The 12,632-nt window shown below is 40.9% G+C and carries 9 protein-coding genes; 3 read left to right on the forward strand and 6 right to left on the reverse strand.

All coding sequences use genetic code 11. The features are described from left to right. Position 1 precedes the first annotated feature (1 nt). Positions 2-1,528: a TSUP family transporter gene (locus tag ACX3PU_RS06850; protein ID WP_459084219.1), complete on the forward strand. Its 1,527-nt coding sequence runs from the start codon at positions 2-4 to the stop codon at positions 1,526-1,528. 60 nt (positions 1,529-1,588) lie between these two features. On the opposite strand, the gene ACX3PU_RS06855 is transcribed toward ACX3PU_RS06850, so the two are convergent. The 4 genes from ACX3PU_RS06855 to ACX3PU_RS06870 all read right to left on the reverse strand — a co-directional run bounded on the left by ACX3PU_RS06855 (position 1,589) and on the right by ACX3PU_RS06870 (position 8,397). Further along, complete coding sequence (locus tag ACX3PU_RS06855; protein ID WP_459084220.1) at positions 1,589-2,782, reverse strand: glycine C-acetyltransferase; 1,194 nt, start codon at positions 2,780-2,782, stop codon at positions 1,589-1,591. Between the two features lie 285 nt (positions 2,783-3,067). After that, positions 3,068-4,528: a D-alanyl-D-alanine carboxypeptidase/D-alanyl-D-alanine endopeptidase gene (gene dacB / locus ACX3PU_RS06860; protein ID WP_459084221.1), complete on the reverse strand. Its 1,461-nt coding sequence runs from the start codon at positions 4,526-4,528 to the stop codon at positions 3,068-3,070. Between the two features lie 149 nt (positions 4,529-4,677). Continuing rightward, positions 4,678-7,125 (reverse strand): replication restart helicase PriA, encoded by a 2,448-nt coding sequence (priA, locus tag ACX3PU_RS06865; RefSeq protein WP_459084222.1) that lies wholly within the window; start codon positions 7,123-7,125, stop codon positions 4,678-4,680. Positions 7,126-7,230: 105 nt separating this feature from the next. After that, positions 7,231-8,397, reverse strand: a complete 1,167-nt coding sequence (locus ACX3PU_RS06870; protein WP_459084223.1) for a proline dehydrogenase family protein — start codon at positions 8,395-8,397, stop codon at positions 7,231-7,233. Between the two features lie 96 nt (positions 8,398-8,493). Between ACX3PU_RS06870 and aroB the strand changes: the two genes are divergently transcribed. Together aroB and ACX3PU_RS06880 are read left to right on the forward strand one after the other, a co-directional pair. Further along, positions 8,494-9,534 carry a 3-dehydroquinate synthase gene (gene aroB, locus ACX3PU_RS06875; protein ID WP_459084224.1) on the forward strand — a complete coding sequence of 347 codons (1,041 nt, stop codon included), beginning with the start codon at positions 8,494-8,496 and terminating at the stop codon, positions 9,532-9,534. Positions 9,535-9,681: 147 nt separating this feature from the next. Continuing rightward, complete coding sequence (locus ACX3PU_RS06880; protein WP_459084225.1) at positions 9,682-10,272, forward strand: porin family protein; 591 nt, start codon at positions 9,682-9,684, stop codon at positions 10,270-10,272. Between the two features lie 96 nt (positions 10,273-10,368). Here the strand turns inward: ACX3PU_RS06880 and purF are convergent, their stop codons facing one another. Both purF and purC read right to left on the reverse strand, forming a co-directional pair. After that, positions 10,369-11,862, reverse strand: coding sequence for an amidophosphoribosyltransferase (gene purF / locus ACX3PU_RS06885; protein ID WP_459084226.1), 1,494 nt, complete (start codon positions 11,860-11,862; stop codon positions 10,369-10,371). 41 nt (positions 11,863-11,903) lie between these two features. Continuing rightward, positions 11,904-12,626 (reverse strand): phosphoribosylaminoimidazolesuccinocarboxamide synthase, encoded by a 723-nt coding sequence (purC, locus tag ACX3PU_RS06890; RefSeq protein WP_459084227.1) that lies wholly within the window; start codon positions 12,624-12,626, stop codon positions 11,904-11,906. Positions 12,627-12,632: the final 6 nt, after the last annotated feature.

Consider the following 12,632-nt stretch of genomic DNA (forward strand, 5'->3'; position numbering starts at 1 on the left):
AATGGAAAAGCCGCACAACCCTTTGGACCAAACCCTCTTTTTAAATGCAGAAAGTTGGGCTATGGTACTTGTGGGAAGCGGACCGCATAGCCTTCAGTTAATTCGAGAGAATTTTCGATCTTCCTCTCCAAGGGCAATCGAACTCTACGATTTGGAATTTAGCAAAGAGCTCGTGGAACTTAGCGATAAGCATCCTGAGCTTTCGTTATTCAATAAAACCATTGAATCCCAAGATTTAAAGGACCGAACCTTAGTCATTTTAAGTCCGAAAGCGCATTTTTTAGAAGAAGAACTCCTTGAGTGGATCCAAAATCGAAAAATTTTGATCCATGTCATGGGGAAACCGTCGAGCAGTGACTTTTCGTTTGCGGATTTGCTTCAAACCGATCAGCTCTTTATGGGCATTAAGCTCGGAGAATTTGCTCCTGAGGTTCAGCATAGAATTCGTCGCATCGTCAAAGAAAGTTTGCCGCAAGACATCGATCCTTTTATTGAAAGATTAAAATTTGCGCACAAACATCCGTTGATGAACATCTCGGACGAACTCCAGCATTTAGATAAGCTTACGCAAGATTATCTGAATCAAAAAAAGAAGTCTACCCTGCGAGATTCAGAGTTCGACAACCTCTCCAAGGTCGTCAAAGCTGTAAGGAGACGTGCAAATATATACCTTGGAATCATTGGATTCATTGTTCTTTTAGGCCTGTTTTCCTACATTCTAGTCGAATTCAAACTCTTTCCTGACATCGGTAATTTTTTGAGTCAGGACAATCATATTTTTTACAAAATGCTCTTGGTGGGCTTCATAGCCGAAATTGTCGCGGGTAGTATGGGCATGGGCTATGGGGTACTCTGCACCACCATTCTTTTAATGCTAAATGTGGCACCGCCTGTGGTCAGTGCCAGCATTCACTCCGCCGAGACCTTCACTTCAGCAGCGGGAAGCATAAGCCATTTCAAGCTCAAAAATGTAAACAAGAAATTGGTAAAAGCTCTTGCCCTTCCGGCAATCCTGGGAGCGATTATTGGAGCGCTCGCTTTAAGTTTTTTTGGAGAACAATATGCTCATATTGTAAAGCCTATAATTTCTGTGTACACCCTTTATCTTGGAATCAATATCCTAAGAAATGCTTTCAAACGTAAAAAAGAACACAAACGAAAAGCCAAGACGGACACGAACCTTGGTTTTTTAGGACTTGTCGGAGGATTCATTGATTCCTTTGCAGGTGGCGGATGGGGTCCCCTAGTGACCGGTACGTTAATGAAAGACGGAAGAACTCCTCGCTATGTCGTGGGAAGTTCCACCGTAAGTAAATTTATCCTCACCCTAACTAGCGCCATCACATTCTTTATTACAATTGGTATTCAGCATTGGAACATTGTTCTGGGACTGCTCCTAGGCGGGATTATTACGGCACCTTTCTCTGCAATGCTCACCGCAAAACTACCCGTTAAAAAAATGTTCGTCGTTATTGGAATATTGGTTATCGTAATGAGTACCATTTCAATAGTTAGGGCCTTTCTCTAAGAAAAGCCCTACTCTAAATTTCTCATCTGAGAAACTAATTATCTAAAAGAGACCGAAGAATTAAATCACGTTCAGTTTTTTTCCTACTTTTTCAAAGGCCTGAATTGCTTTATCCAGCTGTTCTCTTGTATGGGCTGCTGAAAGTTGCACTCTAATTCTCGCTTTTCCTTTAGGGACCACAGGATAAAAGAATCCGATGACATAAATCCCTTCCTCCATCATTTCTTCTGCCATTTTCTGCGCTAGAGGTGCATCGTACAGCATCACAGGAACGATCGCTGCATCTCCTTCCGGAATATCAAAGCCTCTTTGAACCATTTGCTCTCTAAAATAAGAAGCATTGTCCATTACTTTGTCTCGAAGGGAAGTATCGTCAGAAATTAAATCTAGTACTTTAATGGCTGCCCCTACAATGCCCGGGGCAAGAGAGTTCGAGAAAAGATAAGGGCGTGAACGCTGTCTTAGCATCTCAATAATTTCTTTTTTTCCAGAGGTAAATCCTCCGAGTGCGCCGCCTAGGGCTTTCCCTAAAGTCGAAGTGATTATATCGACACGACCCATCACCTCACTCGCTTCATGAGTACCTCTTCCTGTTTTTCCAATGAATCCAGTCGCATGGGAATCGTCAACCATCACTAGCGCATTGTATTTATCTGCAAGATCACACACCCCTTTTAAGTCGGCTACAATTCCGTCCATGGAAAAAACTCCATCGGTTACAATAATTTTGAATCGGTGATCCTTTTTATTCGCTTCAATCAGTTGCGCTTCCAAATCTTCCATATTATTGTTCTTATAACGGTAACGTGCAGACTTACATAGTCTTACGCCATCAATAATCGAAGCGTGGTTTAACTCATCTGAAATAATGGCATCCTCCGCCGTGAAAAGCGGTTCAAACACGCCCCCATTTGCGTCAAAACAAGCCGCATAGAGAATCGTATCTTCCATTCCCAAAAATGCTGAAATTTTCTCTTCCAGCGTTTTATGAATATCTTGAGTACCACAAATAAATCGAACAGAAGACATCCCATACCCGCGGTGGTCTACCATTTCTTGTGAAGCCTTCATCACTCTGGGATCGTTTGCAAGCCCTAAGTAATTGTTCGCACAAAAATTTAATAACGTTTTTTGATTGGCCACAATCTCAGAAGATTGCTGGGATTCAATAATACGCTCTGTTTTGTAAAGACCGTCGTCTTTAATCGTTTGTAGCTCCTTTTGGAGATTGGCAAGAAATTCAGTGGAAATCATAGTTGATATTGGTTTAATGAAAGGCTAAATTACGAAAAAAAAATGCGGGGTACTACATCGAAAAAGTACCCATTTAAAAACTAGTATGTAGATTTTCACTTTAAGAATTGAAACGTTGGTTGCAATAGAAAGCAAGGGTTTGGAATATCCCTTAGAGAGATGCACTAGCACTTAATGCAAAATCTCCTTAAAACCCCACCTTGAAAATTGAAAAACGGCTGTAAAGCCTTTCTTTACAACCGTTTCCTATGTTCTAACTTTGAACCGTATCAATCAAAAGGGACGTTATAGTGCGACCACGGGATCAAGTAGTTCTTCCATCTTGGCTTTCACCTGACTCACCGAACCGCTGTAGTTATTAATTAAGAGTGAAAATGTAAGGGTTTTCCCTGAATTGGTTTTGACATATCCGGCCAAAGTCTTGACCTTATTTAAAGTCCCTGTCTTAGCGAAAATATGCCCATGACCGGCACCATAGAACATTTTTTTAAGGGTTCCGGTTTGCCCAGCAATCGGCAAGGATTCAAAAAAGCTTTGGTAGTAAGGCTCGGACATTTCGTCGGCTAAGAAAAGCGCTTGGGAGATTGGAGTAACGCGATGGTTACGCGAAAGCCCACTTCCATCCATATAGATTAAAGCTGAAGTATCAAATCCTTTTTCATCTAAATGCTTCACGACCACTTCTCTCCCTGAAGCTAAGGTCTGGCTTCCCATTTTCTGGAACCCTACCATTCGCAAGAGAGATTCGGCTAGTGCATTGTCGCTTCTTTGATTGGTATCGTAAACAATGTCTTTTAAACGAGGAGACTGGTAGGTCATAACCAATTTTCGGTTTTCGGGATCCTTGTCGATCGGCTTTGGAATTACTTTTCCTGAAATCGAAATTCCCTTTTTGATCATATTGGTTCTCAGTGTATTTCCTAAGTAATGAGGAACGTCAGGAAGCGTGGTATGCACTGGTTTCCCGTCAAATTCATCGGCAAACACAAGTTTGTCTTGGTAAGGAGAAATATAAAAATATTGCTTTTGATGCTCAAAAGGATTTTTCTTTGAAATGGTTAATTTCTCTTTTCTGGGGTCTATATTTTGAGTGGAACCCACAGGCAAATAATAGTTATTGTGCTCCATCCAAACCACATTTGCGGGCAAAGATCTAAGTTGATTTGACTTAAATACAGCATTTTGCAAAATTAAGTTCCCCTCTATCTTCTTAATTCCTACATCGGACAATGCGGCGATATACTCATTAATAAGACTCCCATAAGAAAGGGCTCCTGCTTTTCCTGTGCCCAATGAAGGATCCGCACTTCCTACAATATATAAATCCCCCGTAAGAACACCCTCAGAATTAATCTCTCCGGAATACTCTAACTGAGTACTCCATTTAAAATCAGGACCCAGAAGGGCAAGGGCTGTATCGGTAGTTAAAAGTTTGGTGGTAGAGGCGGGAATCAAGGCCTCTCCTTCGTTGTATGCGCTTACAATCTTTTTAGTAGAAGGATCGTACAAAACAAAACCCCAATTCGCATTTCTAAGTACGGGATCATCAAGGAGTTTGTCTATTGAGGTGTTTACAAGATCTTTTGCACTAAGAGACCAAAGGTCGGCTTCTTTTTCGAGGGATGCGCCACCAGACTGGTTTTCCTCGAATTGCGACAAATGAGACGGCATACCTCCCATTTGCGCGAAGGACAGCTGCGCAAGTGCAAGCATCATTGCCGCTGCTAAATTCTTTACTCTAATCATCAAAATCTAATTTTCACATGAGTGGTTAAAAGAACGGGGGCTCTAAAAAACGAGATCCCTGTGTTTTAATCAACGTCCAAAAATAGAAATTATAATTGAAAACCAAAGGTTTACCCTCATTAAATAAGGATAAATAGTGTTAAAAAACGTTAAAAATCAACAATGATTTCCTTCTTGATCGATTTATACCCGCTGACCTCATCAAATTCCTCCAGACTCTTACGGATCAAATCTTTGTAGGTATGGTACTTCGCTCCTCGTGGCAATTTAAGCAGAAGTTGATGCTGGTACAATAAATTAACCTTGGCAATGGGTGATTTTTCAGGGCCTAAAACGCAATCCAATGGAAGGTATTTCCTCAAAATGGATCCTAAAAATTGGGCTGCCCGACCCACTTTATCTTCTTTGCGATGCTTTAATTCGATAAATACTGTCTTTACAAAGGGAGGGTATTGAAATTTGCGTCGCTCATTCAAAAAATGATCATACAGCTCCTGCGTATCTTGCTGTTCAATCAAATCGAACACCACATGCTCGGGATTAAAAGTTTGAATCAGCACAAGCCCTTTGCCTGAAACGCGTCCTGCACGTCCTGCGATTTGAGTAATCAGTTGGTAGGCCCGTTCTTCAGCCCGGTAGTCCTGTGTGTACAAAAGATGGTCGGCGCGCGGTATGACGACAAGCTCAATATGATCAAAATCAAGGCCTTTTGAAATCATTTGCGTACCCACAACAATATCCGTTTCCCGGTTTTCTATTCGTTCGTAGAGTTGTTCGTACGCAAATTTACGGCGCATCGAATCCACATCCATACGCTCAACTTGATACTGAGGAAAGAGCTTTACGATCTGTTCATAAAGTTGCTCTACCCCCACTCCTTTTGTATTCAATTTTGGAGACTGACAGCGGGGACAACTCTTGGGTTTGGCCGTCTTATGTCCACAGTAATGGCATTTGAGTTCGTTTGAAAACTTATGATAAGTCATGATCACATCGCAATTGCTACAATAACTCACATGCCCACAACTTTCACACTCCAGCACCTTGGCATATCCTCTCCTGTTGTGAAGCACTAAGATTTGATCGCTAGCTTCTAAAGTTTGACTCATTTCCAAAAGAGTGTTCTCGGCAAAATCACCCGAAACGGCTTTGGAATCCATCGCCTCTTTATAGTCTAAGAGTTTATATTTAGGCATTTCAACGTCTTTATAACGCTCTTTTAAAGTGACTAGTTCTAGCTTCTCTGTTCGGGTTAAATAAAAACTTTCCACCGAGGGCGTGGCTGAACCCAGCAAAACATTTGCGCCATAAATCTGGCCCAACTTTAGACTTGCTTCCCGCGCACTGAAATAAGGCTGCACTCCTTTCGGCCGGTAGGCCTGATCGTGTTCCTCGTCAACTATAATCAAACCTAGCGATTCGAACGGAAGAAAAAGGGAGGCTCTTGTACCGATAAGCAATTGGATGGTCCCGTCACTAACCCTTTTCCATACCTCGACTTTCTCAAAATCAGAAAGTTTGGAATGGTAATACCCAAGTGCGGAGCCAAATTTTACTTCAAGACGGTGGATAATTTGCTTGGTCAGTGAAATCTCAGGCAGTAGATAAAGAGCAAACTTTCCCTTTTCGAGCGTTTGGGCAATCCTCTCCATATATAAATGGGTCTTTCCAGATCCAGTGACCCCATGCAAGAGCACATTGGATCCTTTCGAAAATGCATTCTCGATCGCATCTAGAGCACGGGCCTGTTCTAAACTAAGCGATTCCATTTGTTCTAAATCTCCTTCAAAACGCTCAATACGATCTTTCTCTAAGAGATATTGTTGAACAATTCCTTTGTCAATTAAGCCTTTGAGCTGTACTTGTCCAAATTCTTGACTTTGCATTAACTCTGACTTTCGAATTAAACCCTCAGGGGCTTCAGTCTGTTTCTCTGCCAGAGTTAGAAAAAGTGCTTGTTGCTTTTTCGAGCGTTTTAATTCTACCAAAGTCTGAGTAAACTTTTCCCCCTGCAAATAGAGGGGATCCAATTTCACGTACAAGACTTCCTTTGCCTTGTACTTTTCCGCAATTCTCTCGTCAATCTCAATGTACCTGAGTTCAATAAGACTATGAATCGTCCTTACTATCTCTTTTTTGGGTATAAAGGCTTCAATTTCCGAAAAATTGATAAGCTGTCGTACTTCTAAGGCCTGAATGAGATACATTTCGTTTGAATCCAGGTTTTCAAAATCGATTTTGACCTCCGGTGTAAGTTTCACGTAGGTTTCACTCTCTAGCTTTAGAGAACCTGGAAAAGCAAAGCGATAAATCTCCCCTAAATTGCTGAGATAATACGAGCTTAAAAAGTCCCAGAATGCGAGCTGCTCCGAAGGTAAAATCGGGTGATCATCTAAAAGACTTATCACCTCTTTCACCACGGCCAATTCTGGAGATTCTACATCCACCTCATGGACAATGGCTGTGTAAATTTTCTTTCCTCCAAACGGAACCAGTACACGCTGGCCCGGTCTTACTAAACCTGACAATACCGCAGGAATCCTATAAGTGAAGGTTCCCGGTAAATTCAGAGGCAATATAACTTTTACAAATTCCAATCCATCTTTTTTTAGTACGAATTCAAAAGTAAGGGAAATTTAATTTAAAAAGCCGCCTAGATTTATACATCAAAACGGCTTTAGTTTTTCTTTTCTACTATTTGGTTAAGAATTCCGTCTCTTAAGCTCGCGGTCTATTAGTCCTAATTCTCGTCCGGTTTGCCCTTTGACGGACGTATTTTCTTGTGCTCGGCGAGTTAGGTAGGGAACTACATCACGAACCGGTCCGTAAGGTAAGTATTTTGAAGCATTGTATTTATTCTCTCCTAGGTAGTAGGTAATATTGTCGCTCATCCCGTAGAGTTGGCCAAAGAAAATATTTGGATGGGAGTTTTCCATACCTTTTTCTTTCATTTTATCCATGATGAGCTCGGTTGATTTTTCATTGTGCGTCCCAAAATAGCCCGAAACACGGTCTAAATGATTCACTACAAAATCGATCGCTGCATTGTAATTATCGTCCGTCGCTTTCTTATTAGGCTGAATAGGATCGGCAAGTCCTAGGGCCGCCGCGCGCGCTCTTTCTTTTTCCATGTAGGCCCCTCTTACAAATTTATAGCCTAGGAAGTATTCTTTTTCACAAGCTCTTTGCAAGTCTTTTTCTAAAAACTCGAGTCTGCCGGTACGGTACATTTGAACCGTATTCCATACAATCGCTTTCTTTTTATTATAGAGAGCCATCATTTCGGTTACCAGTTCGTCTACGGTATCTTGCATTTGCGTTTCTTCGGCATCCACCATTAGCACGACATCTTTCTCGTAGGCTAAGGCGCATACTTCTTCATACCTCTTTTTAACTTTAGCCCATTCTTTGATCTCGCTGCTCGTTAGGACCCCTCCCGCTTGCACGGTGCTGTAGAGTTCGAGACGACCAAATCCTGTGGGCTTAAACACCACAAAAGGAATGGCAGGATTGCCCTGAGCAAACTTAATGTTTTGCTTGATTTCCTCACAGGTATGATCAAATGTATGTTCATCTTCCTTGCCTTCAATGGCATAATCAAAAATACTCCCGATGTGATGAGTATACATTTGATTGACTACCTGTAGACTTTTTTCGCGTGTTTCTCCCCCTGCGAACTGTTCAAAAAGCGTGTTTTTGACCACGGATTCTACAAATGGGAATTCATTTTTAATTGTGAAATTTAAAACATTGATTCCTAAATTCGTAAGGGTGGGGTTTTCAATAGCTTTAAACATCCAGTACGCTTTCTTTAATTGAGCACTAGATTTGTCCTGAAAGGCAATTTTTGTATCGTTAAATGGGGACATAATGGTAAAAGATAATTAAGTGCTCAAATTTAATAATTGTTTAGCGAACATTCAGATGAAAAAAGTCATATTTGTACTTTTGTAAAAATAAATTTCATGATACGATTTCTAGACCAGGACTTCACGACCTTAAATGACTGGATTGAGGACCTACGCCCGAGTCAACTCCTTATTCTAGTGGACCAAAATACCCATCACCATTGTCTACCGACGCTTTTGGGAAATCTAAGGACTGAAATTCCATTTGAAATCATTGAAATAGAAGCGGGAGAAGAATTGAAAAACTTAGATTCAGCGCTGCAATTGTGGGAAATTTTAGCTGAGTTTCACACGGACCGCAAAGCCTTACTCATTAATTTAGGAGGGGGTGTCATTAGTGATTTAGGAGGCTTTGTAGCATCTACCTACAAACGAGGAATTCCATTTATTCATATCCCTACCACCCTGCTTTCCATGTGCGATGCGTCCATCGGAGGAAAAACGGGTATTGATTTTCAATTTTATAAAAATTTAATTGGCACCTTCGAATTTCCAAAGGCTATTTTTGTCTATCCTGAATTTCTTGAAACCTTGCCTGAGGAGCAAATCTTAAGTGGGCTAGCCGAAATGCTTAAACACGGCTTAATATTAGACTCCAAGCACTGGGAACACCTCACAACTCTCCCCAAGTACAATGCGAAATCCCTAGCTCCTCTAATCCAGAGATCTATGGAATTAAAGCAATCCGTGGTTGAGAAGGACTTTAAAGAGCAGAATCTTCGTAAAGCACTCAACTTTGGTCATACGGTAGGACATGCTATTGAGAGTCTTTACCTTAAATCGGGAATGGAAGTTACCCACGGTCATTGTGTGGCCATCGGAATGGTGATAGAGACTCAACTATCGCTTGCACGAGGCGTTTTAGAAGCGTCTCAGGCATACTCCATTCAACAAAAACTCCTTTCCCTCTATCCTGTTCTACCCATTGAATCCTTTTCAAATGAATCGCTCCTTGAAATTATGCGTCATGACAAAAAGAACGAAGCTTTGGAGAATATTAACTTCACTCTTCTTTGCGAAATTGGCAATTCTTTGGTCAATCAAGGGGTTAGTGAATCCGAAATCCTCTTGGTTTTGGATACGTATCGAGCCCTCTAATCCAACACAAAACCAAACAGTTATTTAAATTCACCTCCTTAAGAATCAACTACATACAATATTTTGTAGAATAATTTCGAACTTTATCCAAGGCTTTTGGCATGCAAATTGCCACTCACTTTGAAGTAAAATTTAAAATTAGAAAATATGAAAAAGTTATTATTAGGTGCTGCCCTTGCAGTAAGTTCATTAACGTTTGCTCAACAATTTGGAGTGAAAGCGGGTGTAAATGTTTCTAACATTTCTGATGACAGCGATGTACAGACCAATTCAAAAACTGGGTATTATGCTGGTTTATTTATGAATGCTCCGATCGCAGAAGACTTTAGTATTCAACCTGAGGTCCTTTACAACAGTGTAGGTGCGAAATACGACTACGGAGATGCGTCCAGTACTTTAACTTTAGATTACATTACGGTACCTGTTATGTTCCAATATAACGTAGTTCCTCAGTTCTACTTAGAAGCAGGTCCTGAGTTCGGTTTCCTTGTAGGAGCAAAATCAAAAGTAGAATCAGGTAGCTTTGAAGGATCTTCAGATCTGGACAAAGACAACTTTAACTCCTTTAACTTTGGTGTAGGACTTGGTGCTGGATTTAACATCACAAATAACATTGGAATTAATGCTCGTTACGTAGCAGGATTCACAGATGCAACGGACGAAAGCAATCAAGATTTCGGATCGGAAGCTGACAACAAAAATAACGTCTTCCAAGCAGGGGTTACTTTTAAATTCTAAATTGAATTAGAAACAATCAATCTTTTTATAAGAAAAGGCTCTCTTCCTATTGAAGAGAGCCTTTTCATTGGGTTTCAAGTCTAACTTGACTGAATCTTAATCAAAAAGTTCCACTTGTTCTCCCTTAGCCACTGGGTATTTTTCGGTAAAACACCCAAAGCAATGCTTATCCGAACCTAGGATCACTTTTAAATTGTCGATGCTTAAAAACTCTAACGAGTCCACTCCTAAGTAATCTCTCAATTCCTCTACGCTCATATTTGCCGAAATCAAATCGTCTTTCGAAGGCGTGTCAATTCCTAAGTAGCAAGGCGCAATGATAGGAGGCGATACACTGCGGAAGTGTATTTCTTTTACGCCGGCTTCTTTCAAAATCTTCACAAGGCGCTTGGAGGTTGTTCCCCGAACAATTGAATCGTCGATAATGACCACTCGCTTTCCTTTAATTTCACTTTTGATAGGATTGAGTTTTAAATTCACAATCCTCTCCCTCATGTCTTGCGTGGGGATGATAAAACTTCTTCCTACATAGCGATTTTTGATGAGAACAGGGCGAAAAGGAATTCCAGAAACCTTGGAAAAGCCAATGGCCGCCGGAACTCCAGAATCTGGAACTCCAATAACAATATCAGCCTCTACAGGAGCTTGTTCCCAAATTTTCTCTCCTGATTTTTCTCGAATCTCATGGACATTAATCCCTTCCAATGTGGAATCAGGACGTGCAAAATAAATGTACTCAAAAGAGCATAGCTTTCTCTCGCAATCATTTTTCACCATATAGGATTGCAATCCCTTTTCGTGATCGCTCGTATAAACAATTTCACCAGGTAAGATGTCTCGCACATATTGAGCCCCAACGGCATCGAGCGCCGCGGTTTCAGAGGCTGCAACGAAGGTCTTTTCATCAATTGCTCCTAAGACCAAAGGTCGGATTCCGTGAAAATCTCGGAACGCAAAGAATTTATTTCTTGTAATTCCCACCACAGAATAGGCTCCTTCAATTTTTTCCATGGTCGATTTAATTGCCCCGCGAAGGCCTAAATCTAAATTCTTTTGAATCAATCTTAAAATCACTTCTGAATCGGAAGTTGCTTTAAAGACCACACCCTCTGCTTCGAGCTCCTTCTTAAGTTCTCTGGCATTGGTTAAATTTCCATTGTGCGCGATCGAGAGTATGATTTGGTCGTATTCATTCTTCGCAAAAAAGGGTTGGAAATTGAATTTCTTTTTGTCTCCAGCGGTCGTGTAACGGGTATGCCCAATTACACCATTGCCCATAAAGGTTTCCGGATTGCGGATTTCTTTGTAAACATCTAAAACAAGACCTTCGTCTTTAATGTTGACAATCTTTCCATCGTTCATCACCGAAATCCCACAAGCTTCTTGTCCACGGTGTTGTAAGGCAAAGAGTCCGAATTGCGATAAGGAAAAAGTATCCGTATTTTCTTCGGAATACAGTGCAAAGATCCCACACTCTTCGCTGGGTGCGTCTAGGCGCTCCTCACTTTGACTACGCAAAAGGTTACGTCCGTAACTTCTGGTTTTAAACTGCTCTAAGTAGGCTTTTCGGTGGTTGTTTAAATTTTTCATTTGACTTTCTCTAACTTTAGACTTTCGTCTTTTGGTTGTCCTTATTTTTCCAGTGCGGCTTGAAGGCGCTCGTAAATTTCTACATACGCTTCTGTAACCTCTCCAAGATCTCTTCTAAATCTATCTTTATCGAGTTTTTTCATCGTATCTTTATCCCACAAACGGCAGGTATCAGGCGAAATTTCATCCGCCAAAATAATTTTTCCGTCGGAAGTTTTTCCTAGTTCAATTTTAAAATCGACGAGGATAATGTTCATACGGTCGAACAATTCTACCAAATGCTCGTTTATTTCTGCTGTGAGCTTGTACATTTGATCTAATTCTTCTCTTGTGGCAGCTCCTAAAAAGATCGCGTGGTAGTCATTAATTAGGGGATCTCCCAATTCGTCTTTCTTGTAACAAATATCAAAGATCGTGACGGGGGATTTAATCCCTTCTTCCACGCCTAGCCTTTGGGCCATACTTCCTGCGGAATAGTTTCTAACTACCATCTCAAGAGGAATAATCGTTACTTTTCTCACGAGTTGTTCGCGATCGTCTAGTTGTTTGATAAAATGCGTTTCTACACCTTTCTTTTTTAAGTATTCAAAAATGAGGGTGGTAATTGCATTGTTCAATTCCCCTTTTCGATCAAACGAACCTCTTTTTTGTGCATTAAAGGCGGTGGCATCGTCTTTAAAACGCACAATGACTTCTTCTGGATTTTCTGTTAAAAAAATCTGCTTTGCTTTGCCCTCGTAGAGCATCTCTCCTTTTACGTTCATACTTTT

The organism is Chryseobacterium sp. A301 (genome assembly GCF_054489425.1).